General features: G+C 63.5%; 14 protein-coding genes. 9 read left to right on the top strand and 5 right to left on the bottom strand.

Going from position 1 to position 16,005, the window contains the following annotated elements:
• Positions 1-88: 88 nt before the first annotated feature.
• The 4 genes from N5J71_RS09955 (at position 89) to N5J71_RS09940 (ending at position 4,251) form a co-directional block, all read left to right on the top strand.
• Positions 89-1,168, top strand: a complete 1,080-nt coding sequence (locus N5J71_RS09955) for a polyamine ABC transporter substrate-binding protein (RefSeq protein ID WP_371821443.1) — start codon at positions 89-91, stop codon at positions 1,166-1,168.
• 53 nt (positions 1,169-1,221) lie between these two features.
• Positions 1,222-2,376: a polyamine ABC transporter ATP-binding protein gene (gene potA, locus N5J71_RS09950; RefSeq protein WP_147809435.1), complete on the top strand. Its 1,155-nt coding sequence runs from the start codon at positions 1,222-1,224 to the stop codon at positions 2,374-2,376.
• Positions 2,373-3,281: an ABC transporter permease subunit gene (locus tag N5J71_RS09945; protein ID WP_424960564.1), complete on the top strand. Its 909-nt coding sequence runs from the start codon at positions 2,373-2,375 to the stop codon at positions 3,279-3,281. Before potA ends, N5J71_RS09945 begins: the two co-directional genes overlap by 4 nt.
• An 82-nt stretch (positions 3,282-3,363) precedes the next feature.
• Positions 3,364-4,251, top strand: a complete 888-nt coding sequence (locus N5J71_RS09940) for an ABC transporter permease subunit (RefSeq protein ID WP_024306476.1) — start codon at positions 3,364-3,366, stop codon at positions 4,249-4,251.
• A 118-nt stretch (positions 4,252-4,369) separates the two neighbouring features.
• On the opposite strand, the gene N5J71_RS09935 is transcribed toward N5J71_RS09940, so the two are convergent.
• Positions 4,370-5,734: a CYTH domain-containing protein gene (locus tag N5J71_RS09935; RefSeq protein WP_279916789.1), complete on the bottom strand. Its 1,365-nt coding sequence runs from the start codon at positions 5,732-5,734 to the stop codon at positions 4,370-4,372.
• Between the two features lie 113 nt (positions 5,735-5,847).
• On the opposite strand from N5J71_RS09935, the gene N5J71_RS09930 reads away from it, so the two are divergent.
• The 4 genes from N5J71_RS09930 (at position 5,848) to argA (ending at position 10,432) form a co-directional block, all read left to right on the top strand.
• Positions 5,848-6,525 (top strand): TIGR00153 family protein, encoded by a 678-nt coding sequence (locus tag N5J71_RS09930; protein WP_279916788.1) that lies wholly within the window; start codon positions 5,848-5,850, stop codon positions 6,523-6,525.
• Positions 6,526-6,563: 38 nt separating this feature from the next.
• Positions 6,564-7,835 carry an inorganic phosphate transporter gene (locus N5J71_RS09925; protein ID WP_279916787.1) on the top strand — a complete coding sequence of 424 codons (1,272 nt, stop codon included), beginning with the start codon at positions 6,564-6,566 and terminating at the stop codon, positions 7,833-7,835.
• Positions 7,836-7,903: 68 nt separating this feature from the next.
• On the top strand, positions 7,904-9,070 hold the full coding sequence (gene argE / locus N5J71_RS09920) for an acetylornithine deacetylase (RefSeq protein WP_279916786.1): 1,167 nt from the start codon (positions 7,904-7,906) through the stop codon (positions 9,068-9,070).
• Positions 9,071-9,133: 63 nt separating this feature from the next.
• Complete coding sequence (argA, locus tag N5J71_RS09915) at positions 9,134-10,432, top strand: amino-acid N-acetyltransferase (protein ID WP_279916785.1); 1,299 nt, start codon at positions 9,134-9,136, stop codon at positions 10,430-10,432.
• 207 nt (positions 10,433-10,639) lie between these two features.
• On the opposite strand, the gene rmf is transcribed toward argA, so the two are convergent.
• The 4 genes from rmf to N5J71_RS09895 all read right to left on the bottom strand — a co-directional run bounded on the left by rmf (position 10,640) and on the right by N5J71_RS09895 (position 15,360).
• Positions 10,640-10,831: a ribosome modulation factor gene (gene rmf, locus N5J71_RS09910; protein WP_279916783.1), complete on the bottom strand. Its 192-nt coding sequence runs from the start codon at positions 10,829-10,831 to the stop codon at positions 10,640-10,642.
• 125 nt (positions 10,832-10,956) lie between these two features.
• Positions 10,957-12,537: a glutamate--cysteine ligase gene (gene gshA, locus N5J71_RS09905; RefSeq protein ID WP_279916782.1), complete on the bottom strand. Its 1,581-nt coding sequence runs from the start codon at positions 12,535-12,537 to the stop codon at positions 10,957-10,959.
• A 103-nt stretch (positions 12,538-12,640) separates the two neighbouring features.
• Complete coding sequence (locus N5J71_RS09900; protein ID WP_092379401.1) at positions 12,641-13,036, bottom strand: PaaI family thioesterase; 396 nt, start codon at positions 13,034-13,036, stop codon at positions 12,641-12,643.
• Positions 13,033-15,360, bottom strand: coding sequence for a Tex family protein (locus N5J71_RS09895; protein WP_279916781.1), 2,328 nt, complete (start codon positions 15,358-15,360; stop codon positions 13,033-13,035). The genes N5J71_RS09900 and N5J71_RS09895 overlap by 4 nt, the downstream gene beginning before the upstream one ends.
• Before the next feature lie 202 nt (positions 15,361-15,562).
• On the opposite strand from N5J71_RS09895, the gene N5J71_RS09890 reads away from it, so the two are divergent.
• Positions 15,563-16,005, top strand: a 443-nt coding sequence (locus N5J71_RS09890; RefSeq protein WP_279916780.1) for a response regulator, incomplete at its 3' end; no start/stop codon positions are given.

Raw genomic sequence — 16,005 nt, 5'->3', positions numbered from 1 at the left:
AGTCGCTGATTCCCAACGCGTTTTCCTATAAAGTGCCGCGCTTTTTTCAGCGGCGCACCAAAGCGAGGATGAAACTGTGCGAGTAACCCTGCCCAAGACTCTGATCGCCCTGGCAGCCGCTACCTTGAGTGGAGCCGCTCTGGCTCAGCAGACGGTGCACATCTACAACTGGAGCGACTATATCGGCGAAGAGACGCTGGCCGACTTCGAACAGGCCACTGGCATCAAGCCGGTCTACGACGTCTTCGACTCCAATGAAACGCTGGAAGGCAAGCTGCTCGCCGGTCGTACCGGTTATGACGTGGTGGTGCCGTCCAATCATTTTCTCGGCAAGCAGATCAAGGCCGGCGCGTTCCAGCCGCTGGACCGTACCAAGCTGCCGAACTGGAGCAACCTCGACCCAGCCCTCCTCAAGCAGCTCGAAGCCAACGATCCGGGCAACCAGTACGCCGTACCCTATCTGTGGGGTACCAACGGCATCGGTTACAACGTCGAGAAGGTCAAGGCGGCGCTGGGCGTCGACAAGATCGACTCGTGGGCAGTGTTGTTCGAACCGGAGAACATGAAGAAGCTCGCCAGCTGTGGCGTGTCCTTCATGGATTCGGCCGACGAGATGATTCCCTCGGTGCTCAACTACCTGGGTCTGGATCCGAACAGCCAGAGTGCCGATGACTACGCCAAGGCCGAAGCCAAGCTGATGGAAGTGCGTCCCTACGTGAGCTACTTCCACTCCTCGAAATACATCTCCGATCTGGCCAACGGCAACATCTGCGTGGCGTTCGGTTATTCGGGGGACGTTCTACAGGCGGCCGACCGCGCCGAGGAGGCCGGAAAGGGCATCGAAATCGCCTATGCGATTCCCAAGGAGGGCGCCAATCTGTGGTTCGACATGCTGGCCATTCCCAAGGATGCCCGCAATGTCGAGCAAGCCCATGCCTTCATCAACTACCTCCTCGATCCCAAGGTGATCGCCGGGGTCAGCGACTATGTCGGCTATGCCAACCCCAACATCAATGCAGGGGAGATCATGGATCAGGACATTCGTCAGGACGAATCGGTGTATCCACCGCAGGCCGTGCTGGACAAGTTGTACGTGATGGCCGAACTGCCGCCCAAGGCTCAGCGTCTGATGACTCGCACCTGGACCAAGGTCAAGTCGGGTCAGTAATCGTTCCTGCCCGGCCGCAGGGGTCGGGCACAATCTTCCGGGAGTTTTCCTAAATGGCTGTTGCCTCCAGCGCCTACAAAAAAGCCCTCGAGGGGGATCAGACACCGAAAGAGGTGCTGGTCAAGATCGATCGGGTGACCAAGAAGTTCGACGAGACCGTGGCCGTCGACGACGTCTCGTTGACCATCAACAAGGGCGAAATCTTTGCTCTGCTCGGTGGCTCCGGCTCCGGTAAATCCACGCTGCTGCGCATGCTTGCCGGCTTCGAGCGGCCCACCTCCGGGCGCATCATTCTCGATGGCGTCGATATCACCGACATGCCGCCCTACCAGCGGCCGATCAACATGATGTTCCAGTCCTACGCGCTGTTCCCGCACATGACCGTGGCGCAGAACATCGCCTTCGGCCTGCAGCAGGACAAGCTGCCCAAGGCCGAGATCGAAGAGCGCGTGGCCGAGATGCTCAAGCTGGTGCACATGACCCAGTACGCCAAGCGCAAGCCGCACCAGCTCTCGGGCGGTCAGCGTCAGCGTGTGGCCCTGGCCCGCTCCCTGGCCAAGCGTCCCAAGCTGTTGCTGCTCGACGAGCCAATGGGCGCGCTGGACAAGAAGCTGCGTTCGCAGATGCAGCTGGAGCTGGTAGAGATCATCGAGCGTGTCGGCGTGACCTGCGTGATGGTCACCCATGATCAGGAAGAGGCCATGACCATGGCCCAGCGCATCGCCATCATGCACCTGGGCTGGATCGCCCAGACCGGCAGCCCGGTGGACATCTACGAGACCCCGACCAGCCGCCTGGTGTGTGAATTCATCGGCAACGTCAACCTGTTCGACGGTCAGATCGTCAGCGACGAGGCCGACCACGCGATCATCGATTGTCCGCACCTGGACAAGCCGATCTACATTGGCCACGGCGTCAGCACCCGTGCCGAGGACAAGAAGGTCAGCTACGCCCTGCGCCCGGAAAAACTGCTGATGGCCACCGCCTTGCCGGCCGACCACGAGCACCCCGAGTACAACTGGAGCCGCGGCCACGTACACGACATCGCCTACCTCGGTGGCCACTCGGTGTACCACGTCAAGCTCACCTCCGGGCAGATCGTGCAGTGCTTCATCGCCAACGCCGAGCGCCGCGGCAAGCGCCCGACCTGGGACGATCCGGTGGTGGTGTACTGGGAAGACGACAGCGGCGTGGTACTGCAATCATGAAACCGAGCAAACTGGCGCGCTATCTGCCCAGTGGGCGGCATGCCGTGATCGGCATACCCTTCCTCTGGCTGTTCCTGTTCTTCCTGTTGCCCTTCGTCATCGTGCTGAAGATCAGCTTCGCCGAGGCCGATGTGGCGATTCCGCCCTACACGGAAATCTACCAGTGGGCGGACAACAAGCTGACGCTGCTGCTGAACTTCGGCAACTACATCTTCCTCAGCGAAGATGCCCTGTACCTGTCGGCCTATCTGGGCTCGCTGCAGATCGCCTTCTTCAGCACGCTGCTGTGTCTGGTGATCGGCTATCCGATGGCCTATGCCATCGCCCGCGCGCCGAAGGAACGCCAGACCGTTCTGCTGCTGCTGATCATGATGCCGACCTGGACCGCGATCCTGATCCGCGTCTATGCCTGGATGGGCATTCTCGGCAACAACGGCCTGCTCAACAGCCTGCTGATGGGTATCGGCCTGATCGACACGCCGCTGCAGATCCTCAACACCAACACCGCGGTATACATCGGTGTGGTTTATTCGTACCTGCCGTTTATGATCCTGCCGCTCTACGCCAACCTGGTGAAGCACGATCTCAGCCTGCTGGAAGCTGCCTCCGACCTGGGTTCGAGCAACTTCAACAACTTCTGGCGGATCACCGTGCCGCTGTCGAAGAACGGCATCATCGCCGGCTCCATGCTGGTGTTCATCCCGGTGGTGGGTGAGTTCGTCATCCCCGAACTGCTCGGCGGCCCGGAGACCCTGATGATCGGCAAGGTGCTGTGGCAGGAGTTCTTCAACAACCGCGACTGGCCGGTGGCGTCCGCCCTGGCGGTGGTGATGCTGGCGATCCTGATCGTGCCGATCATCCTGTTCAACCGTAACCAGGCGAAAGAGCTGGAGGGCCGGCCATGACTGAGCTAATCGCAATGAGCCCGTCATCCTGTTCAACCGGCTTTTTAACCAGAAGCGTGGCCAAAGAGCTGGAGGGCCGCCCATGAAGCGTTTCAGTTTCTCCAGCATCATGCTCTGGGCGGGGCTGGCATTCATCTACCTGCCCATGGTCATCCTGGTCATCTACTCGTTCAACGCCTCGCGGCTGGTAACGGTGTGGGGCGGCTGGTCGGTGAAGTGGTACGTCGGCCTGCTGGACAACACCCAGCTGATGAACTCGGTGATGCGCTCGCTGGAAATCGCCTGCTACACCGCCATCGCGGCGGTGGCGCTGGGCACCCTGGCGGCCTTCGTGCTGACTCGCATCACCCACTTCAAGGGACGCACGCTGTTCGGTGGCCTGGTTACCGCGCCGCTGGTGATGCCGGAAGTGATCACCGGTCTGTCTCTGCTGCTGCTGTTCGTGCTGATGGCGCAACTGATCGGCTGGCCGATGCAGCGCGGCATGACCACCATCTGGATCGCCCACACCACCTTCTGCTCGGCCTATGTGGCCGTGGTGGTGTCGTCGCGTCTGCGTGAGCTGGACATGTCCATCGAAGAGGCGGCCATGGATCTGGGCGCGCGGCCGTGGAAGGTGTTCTTCCTGATCACCGTGCCGATGATCGCGCCGTCGCTGGCAGCGGGCGCGATGATGTCCTTCGCCCTGTCGCTGGACGACCTGGTGCTGGCCAGCTTCGTCTCCGGTCCGGGTTCGACCACCCTGCCGATGGAGATCTTCTCCGCCGTGCGCCTGGGGGTCAAACCGGAGATCAACGCGGTGGCCAGCCTGATCCTGCTGGCGGTGTCGTTCGCCACCTTCCTGGCCTGGTTCTTCGCCCATCGCGCCGAGGAAAAACGCAAGAAGGCCATGCAGCAGGCCATGGACGAGACCGCCAATCCGTCCTGGCAGCAGGTCATCGACAGCCGTCGCAATCCTGGCAGCAACTGAGCTTCTGGCTGAAAGCAGAACGGGCCCCGCGGGGCCCGTTTTTCATGGTGTCACTGATCGGGGCAGTACCGCGATCTGTAGGAGCGGCTTCAGCCGCGAAGGTTGTGAGGCTCAGCCGCTATTTCACCAGCGCCTTCCACCCCTTGAGGCTGCTGACGATCTGCGTCTGAGTTGCCCGCAGTTGCCGTTGCTCGTCATCCAGATCTTGCTGTGCCAGGCCATACAGCTTGTTCAGCTCGCCATACAGGCGGTCAGTCTCCGGCACTTCCAGCACGCCGCGCGCCAGGCGCAGCCAGACCAGCAGGCGCTCCAGGCGTGGCATCTGCTCGGCCAGATCCTCTGGCTGCTGCTGATAGCGGCGCAGCTGCAGGGCCGTGCCTTCTTCGCCCAGCAGGGTTGGCAGCCAGTTACCCAGTGCCGCGTTGCCCTGGCGATCGCCACGGCTGTTGCGTGCTTGCGTCCAGCTGCGTTGCAGCAACCAGTGCGACAGCTTCAGCGACAGCAGGCCCCAACGGCAGCCATCCAGCTCAGCGGCGAACAGTGCCGGCGCATTACGGCGCATGCTGTCGTCGTGCTGCCCGGCTGCCAGACGCGGGCGCCAGTCGTCGAGCAGGGCGTCGAGGGCTTCGCGCAGTTCGCGTGAGCTGGCGCGCGGTGCGGCCTGGCCGAGGCTGGCAAGCAGGGCGCGCAGATCGATCAGTTGCTCCAGCCATTGCTGCAACAGACTCCAGTGGCCGTTCCAGCGATATTGCTCGGCCAGGCGCTGGCTGGCGCCGAGCAGATGCCAGGCGAGGGCGGCAAAGGCGTCGTCCAGGCTCATCTCGGCGTTCAGCTCGGGGGGCGGCAGGCTCAGGCTGTAACTGCCGGCATCGAACAGGCGATAGCCACGTTCGGCCTTGCTGATGTCGCAGGGCATCAGCGGCAGTTCGGCGGCCAGTTCGCAGGCCAGCTCCAGCAGCGCGGCGGGTTCGCCCTGGCGCAGTTCCAGCTCCAGTTCGCAGATCTCTTCTTCACCTTCGCCGGCGATTACCTTGCCCAGGTCCAGCGCGGCTTCGATGACCACCTTGGCCTTGCCGCGACCCCAGGCGATCTCGGCCTTCTCGCGGACGAAATCAGTGGTGAACAGCGGTTGCAGGGTTTTCTTGTCCAGCTCGGCCAGGCTGGCCGGCCAGCAACTGTCGTCGAGCTTTTTCAGGTCGAGCTTGGCCTTGCTCAGGTACCAGTCCCACTCGTTGCGCTCGGACAGGCCGGCAACGCTCTGCCCGCGACTTTTCAGCGTCTGAATGAACTGCTCGCCGTCGCGGCGCAGGCGCAGCGCGACCTTGGCATGGGCCAGGTCGCGGTCCGGGGTGTCGTAGTACTGATTGAACAGCTCGCTGCGTTGCCAGCCGCTCTTGTTGCGTTTCTTCAGCAGCGGGTGCTCGCGCAGGGCGGCCAGGGTGGCGCGACTGGCACGCAGTTTGATTTCGGTTTCTTTGACCATGATGGGGAGCTATGTAGCCTTATTATGAAAATGTGACAGACCGATGACGCGCGCTGGCGAATGACGAAGCCGATCCCTATACTTGCGACCTTCTCAAAACAGGGGCTTACCCTATGCCTATCAATCCCTTTGTCAGCCTGTTCGGCCGCTCACCCATCGGCCCCATGCAACAGCATATCGCCAAGGCCCATGAGTGCGCGGCGAACCTGGTGCCTTTCTTCGAGGCCGTAATGGTCGAAGACTGGGCCAAGGTAGAACAGGTACAACAGGAGATGTCCCGGCTGGAGCACGAGGCCGACAAGCTGAAGAAAAGCGTGCGCCTGCACCTGCCCAAGAGCCTGTTCCTGCCGGTGCCGCGTTCGGACCTGCTGGAGCTGCTCAGTGTACAGGACAAAGTCGCCAACCGTGCCAAGGACATCGCCGGCCTGATGCTCGGTCGGCAGATGGCCATTCCGCAGCCGCTGCAGCCGCTGATGCGTACCTACGTGCAGCGCAGTGTGGACGCCAGCGCCCAGGCGCTGAAGGCGATGAACGAATTGGACGAGCTGCTCGAGACCGGTTTCGCCGGCCGTGAAGCGGTGCTGGTGGAAACCCTGATCGAGGAGCTCGGGTCGATCGAAAACGACACCGATCGCCTGCAGATCGAGGTACGCCGCAACCTGTTCAAGCTGGAGAAGGACCTTCCCCCGGTCGATGTGATGTTCCTCTATCAGATCATCGACTGGATCGGCGACGTCGCCGACCGTGCCCAACGAGTGGGCAACCGACTGGAACAACTGCTGGCGCGCTAAGCGCCAGTGTCCTTTCTGGGATCTACGGAAACTAATTTATGTCTCTGATTGCGGACTACGGGCTGGTTCTGCTCGTTCTTGCCTGCCTTTTCGGTTTTTTCATGGCCTGGGGTGTTGGAGCCAACGATGTAGCCAATGCTATGGGTACATCCGTTGGCTCGCGTGCACTGACCATCAAGCAGGCGATCATCATCGCCATGGTCTTCGAATTCGCCGGCGCCTATCTGGCCGGTGGTGAGGTAACCGAAACCATCAAGAACGGCATCGTCGATGCCAACCTGATAAGCCCCAACCTCATGGTGCTGGGCATGATGTCGGCATTGCTGGCTGCCGGCACCTGGCTGCTGGTCGCCTCGACCCGCGGCTGGCCGGTTTCGACCACGCATACCATCGTCGGTGCGGTGATCGGTTTCGCCGCGGTCGGCGTGTCGATGGATGCGGTGCACTGGAGCGGCGTCGGCCCCATCGTCGCCAGCTGGGTGGTTACGCCGATGCTGGCCGGGATCATCTCTTTCTGCCTGTTCGTCAGCGTGCAGAAGCTGATCATCGATACCGACAATCCGTTCATGAACGCCAAGCGTTATGTGCCGCTGTACATGTTCATCACCGGTTTCATGATTTCGCTGATGACCATGACCAAGGGCCTCAAGCATGTCGGCCTGAAACTTTCCAGCACCGAAGGCTTCCTGCTCTCGATCGGCATCGGTGTGTTGGTCATGCTGATCGGTATCGCGCTGCTCAGCCGCATTCATGTCGACGCCGAAGCCGACAAGGCCTTCCACTTCTCCAGCGTGGAGAAGGTGTTCGCCATCCTGATGATCTTCACCGCCTGCTCCATGGCCTTCGCCCACGGCTCCAACGACGTGGCCAACGCCGTTGGGCCGCTGGCCGCCATCGTCGGCGTGATTCAGAGCGGTGGCGAGATGGCCGCTGGCGCTAAGTCGCTGGTGCCGGGCTGGATCCTGCTGCTCGGTGCGCTGGGTATCGTGGTCGGTCTGGCCACCTACGGCTACAAGGTGATCGCCACCATCGGCAAGGAAATCACCGAGCTGACCCCCAGCCGCGGCTTCGCCGCCGAACTGGCTGCCGCCACCACCGTGGTCAGTGCCTCGGGTCTCGGCCTGCCGGTATCAACCACCCACACCCTGGTCGGCGCCATTCTTGGGGTCGGCCTGGCGCGCGGCATCGGTGCGCTGAACCTGGGCATGATCGGCAAGATCTTCCTGTCCTGGATCATCACCCTGCCGGCTGGTGCGATCCTGTCGATCATCTTCTTCTTCATTCTGCGCTCGCTGTTCGGCGGGGTTTGATCCCGGCCTGACGGTTTCCCCTGAGGTTGGATGCTCCTATTATGGAGCTCCGACCCAGGAGAGCGCCGATGCCCTTGCCGTCCTTCCGAGAGCAGTTCGCCGCGCTGATCGCCGCGCCCTCGGTGAGCTGCACCCAGCCCAATTGGGACCAGAGCAACGCGCCGGTCATCGAGCTGCTCGCTGCCTGGCTCGGTGATCTGGGCTTCACCTGCGAAACCCAGCAGATCGCCCCCGGCAAGTTCAACCTGCTCGCCAGTTATGGCTCCGGCCCTGGTGGTCTGGTGCTGGCTGGGCACAGCGATACCGTGCCCTTCGATGCGGCCCTGTGGCAGACCGATCCGCTCAAGCTGAGCGAAGTGGGCGACCGCTGGGTGGGGCTGGGCAGTTGCGACATGAAGGGTTTTTTCGCCCTGGCCATCGAAGCCGTACGGCCGCTGCTCGATCAGCCCTTCCAGCAGCCGCTGCTGATTCTCGCCACCTGTGACGAAGAAAGCTCGATGGCCGGCGCCCGTGCCTTGGCCGCTGCCGGCCGACCGCTTGGCCGGGCTGCAGTGATTGGCGAGCCGACAGGCCTCAAGCCCATACGCCTGCACAAGGGCGTGATGATGGAGCGCATCGATATTCTTGGGCAAAGTGGCCATTCCTCCAATCCGGCTCTTGGCCACAGTGCGCTGGAGGCCATGCAGGATGTCATGGGTGAGCTGCGCGGCCTGCGTGCGCAATGGCAGCGTGAGTTCAACAACCCGCAATTCAGCGTGCCAGAACCGACACTGAACCTCGGCTGCATCCACGGTGGCGACAACCCCAACCGCATCTGTGGCCAATGCGCGCTGGAGTTCGACCTGCGCCCGTTGCCGGGCATGGACCCGGAGCAGCTGCGTGAGGCGATTCGTGGCAAGTTGCAGCCGCTGGCGCTCAAGCATCAGGTGCGTATCGATTACGGCTCGCTGTTCCCGGAAGTGCCACCCTTCGAGCAGCGCGCCGATGCCGAACTGGTGCGTCTGGCCGAGCGTCTGACCGGGCACACGGCCCAGGCAGTGGCATTCGGTACCGAAGCGCCTTATCTTCAGCAGCTTGGCTGCGAGACGCTGGTGCTCGGCCCCGGCGATATCGATTGTGCGCACCAACCCGGGGAGCACCTGGAACTGGCCCGCATCGAACCTACCATGGCGCTGTTGCGCCAATTGATTCAACACTATTGCCTGACCCGGAGCGAAGACGTGCAGCGACGATGAGAGCGACTCTCTAACCGAACATGACGGCCATGCCGTCTTAGTCTCTACGTTAATGGATTGCTCATGCACGACTACGTCAACTGGCTACGCCACGCCTCGCCCTACATCAACGCTCATCGTGACTGCACCTTCGTGGTCATGTTGCCGGGCGAGGGCGTTGCCCATCCGAATTTCGCCAATATCGTCCACGACCTGGTGCTGCTGCACAGCCTCGGCGTGCGTCTGGTGCTGGTGCACGGCTCGCGCCCGCAGATCGAGGCGCGCCTCGCTGCCCGCGGCCTAACCCCGCACTATCATCGCGACCTGCGCATCACCGATGCACCGACCCTGGAGTGCGTGATCGATGCTGTTGGCCAACTGCGCATCGCCATCGAGGCGCGTCTGTCGATGGACATGGCCGCCTCGCCGATGCAGGGTTCGCGCCTGCGCCTGACCAGCGGCAACTTCGTCACTGCCAGGCCGATCGGCGTGCTCGACGGGGTCGATTACCACCATACTGGCGAAGTGCGGCGCATTGACCGCAAGGGCATCAATCGCCAGCTCGACGAGCGCAGCATCGTACTGCTGTCGCCGCTGGGCTATTCGCCCACCGGGGAAATCTTCAACCTGGCCTGCGAGGATGTCGCCACCCGCGCTGCCATCGACCTGGGCGCAGACAAGCTGCTGTTGTTCGGCGCCGAGGATGGCCTGCTCGACGAGCAGGGCAAGCTGGTGCGCGAACTGCGTCCGCAGCAGGTGCCCGCGCACCTGGCACGGCTGGGCAGCAACTATCAGGGCGAGCTGCTCGACGCCGCTGCCGAGGCCTGTCGGGGCGGCGTCAAACGCAGCCATATCGTCAGCTACGCCACCGATGGCGCACTGCTCAGCGAGCTGTTCACCCGCACTGGCAACGGTACGCTGGTGGCGCAGGAGCAGTTCGAATCACTGCGCGAGGCGACCATCGAGGATGTGGGTGGCCTGATTGAGCTGATCAGCCCGCTGGAAGAGCAGGGCATTCTGGTGCGTCGTTCGCGTGAGGTGCTGGAGCGCGAGATCGAGCAGTTCAGCATCGTTGAGCGCGAAGGGCTGATCATCGCCTGTGCGGCGCTCTATCCCATCGCCGATTCCGACTGCGGTGAGTTGGCCTGTCTGGCGGTCAATCCCGAATACCGTCACGGCGGTCGCGGCGACGCATTGCTCGAGCGGATCGAGGCCAGGGCGCGGGCGCAGGGGATCAAGACCCTGTTTGTGCTCACCACGCGTACCGCGCACTGGTTCCGCGAGCGCGGTTTCGAGCCGAGCAGTGTCGAGCGCATGCCGGCCGCGCGGGCGTCGCTGTACAACTACCAGCGCAACTCGAAGGTATTCGAGAAGACGTTGTAAGCGAGGGGTATGAATCGCAGCGAACTGTATGAGCGGATTTATCCGCGAGCTTCGCGGCTGAAGTCGCTCCTACACTGGAGCGATGCAGGAGACCGCAATCCGCGAGCGTGAGGCAGAATACCCCCGGATTTCATCCGGGCTACCTCTCTTTAGCCGCGACGGGTTCACCGCTCGCGGCTAACGCCCCTCCCACGATGCGTTCAGGACTCAGGCACTGTGCTGCTGTAGGCGCATCTGTTCGAAGCCATCGTCCCAGCCGGCCTCCCAGGCCGCAGCAGGGGTTTCGTCAGGGTAGGGCTGGCGGGTTCTCGGCTGGCCGGTGAGGCCGGCCATATAGCCTTGTTGGTAGGCCTTGGTCAGGCTCTCCAGGCTCCATTGCGGCGTGGCTTCTTCGGCCATGGGCGCTGCTCATCTATCGTCCTTTACCCGGCAATGCTAGCTTGCAGGGCGGCCGTGGGAGTGGCCGCCCATCCTGGCTTTTGCTCCGCTGGTTGGCTTTGTGACGCAGTCGACGCTTCGTCGCCTTACACGGCCAACGCCAGAATGCTGGCCTGATACGCCGCGACGAAGGCATCGAAATCGCCCTCGGGCTGTGCTTCCAGCTCTGCCTGTGCCGCCAGCGAGTCCCTGGCCGCCTGTTCGAAGGCCTGTTGCTGTTCGGCTGGGAGTGCTTGGCCACGGAAATACTCGGCATGGCGCAGGCTCTGCTGCAGGGCGAAGTCGGTGAAGCTCTGCCCCTGACGGAGTATCGCCAGCACCTGCGCCGATGGGGTCAGCGCCACGTCGGCGACCTTGGCCTGCTGTTGCGCCAGTGCCTCGACGTGTGCGGCGCTACCCTGGTGGCGGTCGAGCAGCTCGGCCAGCGGCAGGATGCGTTCGAGCAACTCGCTGGCCCAGACCTTGAGTTCCACCTGCTGACTGCCCTTGTCCAGGTGCAGACCGGGACGGCGACCTTCCTTGACCACCTTGAGGAAGTTGTCGGTGCAACTGCTGCACTCGCCATTGCCCAGCAGCGGGCTGTCTTCCAGTGCGCAGAACAGCAGGAAGGCGTCGATGAAGCGCGCCTGCGCCAGGTCGATACCCAGCGGCAGGAAGGGGTTGATGTCCAGGCAGCGTACTTCCACGTACTGCACGCCACGGCTCATCAGGGCCTGGATCGGTCGCTCACCGCTGCGGGTCACGCGTTTCGGGCGGATGCTCGAGTAGTACTCGTTCTCGATCTGCAGAATGTTGGTGTTCAGTTGTAGCCACTCGTCGCCACGCTTGGTGCCCGCCTCGACATAGTCCGGATAGGGCGTGCCGACGGCCAGGCGCAGGCTGTCGGTGTAGCTGGCCAGATCGTTGTAGCAGGGGGTCAGGCCAGACTGCGCATTGCTCTGGTAGCCCAGGTCGCTCATGCGCAGGCTGGTGGCGTACGGCAGGTACAGGGTGTCGGCGTCCAGCTCCTGCAACTGGTGCGGGCGGCCGCGCATGAAGCCCTTGTCCAGCGCCGGCGAGGCGCCGAACAGGTACATCAGCAGCCAGCTGTAGCGGCGGAAATTGCGGATCAGCGCGATGTAGCGTGCCGACTGGTAGTCGCGCGCGCTCTGCTCGCTGCCTTCGCTCTGTTGCTGCAGTTGCCAGAGTTTTTCCGGCAGGGAGAAGTTGTAGTGGATGCCGGCGATGCACTGCATGGTCTTGCCGTAGCGCAGCGCCAGACCCTTGCGGTACACGTACTTGAGGCGACCGATATTGGAGCTGCCGTAGCGGGCGATGGGAATGGTCTCTTCGTCCGGCAACTGGCAGGGCATCGACGTGCTCCACAGCAGTTCGCCATTGAGCTTGTCGTAGGCGAAGCGGTGGATGCTGTCCAGTTCGGCGAGGGTGGCGGCCGGATCATTGGCGGTGCCGGTGATGAACTCCAGCAGCGACTCGGAATAGTCGGTGGTGATCTGCGCATGGGTCAGCGCCGAGCCTAGTGCCTGCGGGTGCGGAGTCAGGGCCAGCTGGCCGTCGCGAGTGACGCGCAGGCATTCGCGCTCGATGCCATGCAGACACTCGCCCAGCAGGGACAGGTTGGCCGGCTCGCCGAGCTGGGCCAGGCGGCGGGAGAGAAGGTCGCTCAAGATGCAATTCCTAACTGGGCAGTCGCCATAATATGGGGATCGCCCCCGCACTCTGCAAGGGGGCGAACGCTTACCCAGATTAGATCAGCGAGCGGGGTGCCGATTACACGCAGGCGAAGGTGCCTTGTGCCTTGGCGATCAGCTTGTCGCCCTGCAGCACTTCGGCTTCCACCACCTGGGTGCGGCGACCTGCGTGCAGTACCTTGGCGTGGCACAGCACGCTGCCCTCGGAGACCGGGCGGATGTAGTTGATCTTGCACTCCAGGGTCACGCTGCTGGGGCCGCCATCGCCCAGGCTGTGGCTGGCCTGACCCATGGCGGTGTCGATCAGCGAGAACAGCGCGCCGCCGTGCAGCTTGCCGTGCAGGTTGCGCAGCTCGTCGGTGAGGGTCAGGCGCACGCGCGCCTCACCGCCGCCGACCTGGAGGATCTCCAGGCCGAGCAGGCGGGAAAAGGCGCTGCTGGCGCCTACGTTGTCGGTGTTGTCGGTCATGTTCATTTCTTCAACTGCTTGGCGTTGGCGAACAGGGCGGCCATGCCGCCGGTGGCGGGTGCCGGTTTGTCCTGGCTGGAATGGCGCTCGCTGCGCGGTGTGTTGCCGCCACGGTTGCCGTTGCCACGCTGACCGCCGCGAGCGCCCTCGACTTTCTCGCCGGGGGTGTCGCCCATGCGCATGGACAGGGCGATGCGGTTACGCGGGATATCCACCTCCATCACCTTGACCTTGACCACGTCGCCGGCCTTGACCGCCTCGTGCGGATCCTTGACGAATTTCTCCGACAGCGCGCTGATGTGCACCAGGCCGTCCTGATGCACGCCGATGTCGACGAAAGCGCCGAAGTTGGTGACGTTGGTCACCACGCCTTCGAGCACCATGCCCAGCTTGAGGTCGTTCAGCGTTTCCACGCCTTCCTGGAACTCGGCGGTCTTGAACTCCGGGCGCGGGTCGCGGCCGGGTTTGTCCAGTTCCTTGAGGATGTCGCCGACGGTGACCAGGCCGAAGCGCTCGTCGGTGAACTTGGCCGGATCGAGGCGCTTGAGGAAGCTCGAGTCGCCGATCAGCGAGCGGATATCGCGGCCGGTGTCCTGGGCGATGCGCTCGACCAGTGGGTAGGTTTCCGGGTGCACCGCCGAGGCGTCCAGCGGGTTGTCACCGTTCATCACGCGGAGGAAGCCAGCGGCCTGTTCGAAGGTCTTCTCGCCCAGGCGCGGCACCTTCTTCAGCTCGGCGCGGGTCTTGAACGCACCGTTCTGGTCGCGGTGGGCGACGATATTCTGCGCCAGGGTCGCATTCAGCCCGGAGATGCGTGCCAGCAGGGCGGCAGAGGCGGTGTTGACGTCCACGCCGACGGCGTTCACGCAGTCCTCGACCACGGCGTCCAGGCTGCGCGCCAGCTTGAGCTGCGACACATCGTGCTGGTACTGGCCGACGCCGATGGATTTCGGGTCGATTTTCACCAGCTCGGCCAGCGGGTCCTGCAGGCGACGGGCGATGGACACCGCGCCGCGCAGGGAGACGTCGAGATCGGGGAATTCGCGGGCGGCCAGCTCCGAGGCCGAGTACACCGAGGCGCCGGCCTCGGAGACCATTACCTTGGTCAGCTTCAAGCCCGGCACCTTCTTGATCAGCTCGGCGGCCAGCTTGTCGGTCTCGCGGCTGGCGGTGCCGTTGCCGATGGAGATCAGGTCGACGCCGTGCTTGGCGCAGAGCTTGGCGAGGATGGCCAGGGTGCCGTCCCAGTCGTTGCGCGGCGCGTGCGGGTAGACGGTGGCGGTTTCCAGCACCTTGCCGGTGGCATCGACCACGGCCACCTTGCAGCCGGTGCGCAGGCCCGGGTCGAGCGCCAGGGTGGCACGCGGGCCGGCCGGGGCGGCCAGCAGCAGGTCGTGCAGGTTGCGGGCGAACACGGCAATCGCCTCGTCCTCGGCCTTCTCGCGCAGCTCGCCGAGCAGGTCGGTTTCCAGGTGGTTGTACAGCTTGACCTTCCAGGTCCAGCGCACCACCTCGGCCAGCCACTTGTCGGCGGCACGGCCTTGTGCGCTGATGCCGAAGCGCTCGCCGATCATCAACTCGCACGGATGCATGGCGCCGGGCAGCTCTTCGCCGACCTTCAGGCTGGCGCTGAGAATGCCTTCGTTACGCCCGCGGAAGATCGCCAGCGCACGGTGCGACGGCACGCCCTTGAGCGGCTCGTCATGCTCGAAGTAATCGCTGAACTTGGCGCCTTCGTTTTCCTTGCCCGGCACCAGGCGGGCGCTGAGGGTGGCGTTGTCCTTGAGGAAGCTGCGTAGCTTGTCGAGCAGCGCGGCGTCTTCGGCGAAGCGCTCCATGAGAATGTACTTGGCACCTTCGAGCACGGCCTTGACGTCGGCGAAGCCTTTGTCGGCGTCGATGAAGCGCTCGGCTTCCTGTTCCGGTGCGAGATTCGGATCGTTGAACAGCGCATCGGCCAGCTCGCCAAGGCCGGCTTCCAGGGCGATCTGGCCCTTGGTACGGCGCTTTTGCTTGTACGGCAGGTAGAGGTCTTCGAGGCGCGTCTTGGTGTCGGCCAGGTCGATCTCTCGCTTGAGTTCGGGGGTGAGCTTACCCTGCTCCTCGATGCTGGCGAGGATCGCCACGCGGCGTTCGTCCAGCTCGCGCAGGTAGCGCAGGCGCTCTTCCAGGTGGCGCAACTGGGTGTCGTCGAGGCTGCCGGTCACCTCTTTACGGTAACGGGCGATGAAGGGCACGGTGGAGCCTTCGTCGAGCAGGGCCACGGCGGCGGCGACTTGCTGCGGGCGCACGCCCAGTTCATCGGCGATGCGGTTGTTGATACTGTCCATAAATAAAGCTACCCACTGAAGCGACAGGGCGGCCGCAAAGATGCTGGCCAGAGACGAAAGCGGCGCATTATAAACACCGCATTCGCGAGCGCTGCGAACCGTTGGGGAAAAATCTGCTAACAATGGCTAGAGCGCCCACCCATGCGCCTGAGCGATAATGCCGCCACTTGCCGTCCACAGTACGGCTGTCCAAGGAGACGCCATGACCCAGTCCGCTGCCCCTGTCGCCGAAGGCGAGAAGATCCTCATCGTCGATGACGACGCCCGTTTGCGCCGCTTGCTCGAGCGCTTCTTCGATGAGCAGGGCTATCGCGTGCGCGCGGTGGAAAACGTCGAGCAGATGGATCGTCTGCTGGCCCGCGAGCTGTTCAATCTGGTGGTGCTCGACCTGATGCTGCCGGGTGAAGACGGCCTGTCCGCCTGCCGCCGCCTGCGTGAGGCCGGCAATCAAATGCCGATCATCATGCTCACCGCCAAGGGTGACGAAGGCAGCCGCATCCAGGGGCTGGAGCTGGGCGCCGACGATTACCTGGCCAAGCCCTTCAACCCGCGCGAACTGCTGGCGCGGATCAAGGCCGTACTGCGCCGTCAGGCACCGGTGGTACCGGGCGCGCCGGGCACCGAAGACGAAAGTGTGACCTTCGG

This window comes from Ectopseudomonas oleovorans (genome assembly GCF_029845265.1).
GTDB lineage: Bacteria > Pseudomonadota > Gammaproteobacteria > Pseudomonadales > Pseudomonadaceae > Aquipseudomonas > Aquipseudomonas oleovorans.
The sequence above is the reverse complement of the archived record's forward strand: the minus strand, read 5'-3'. Positions and strand labels throughout refer to the sequence as shown.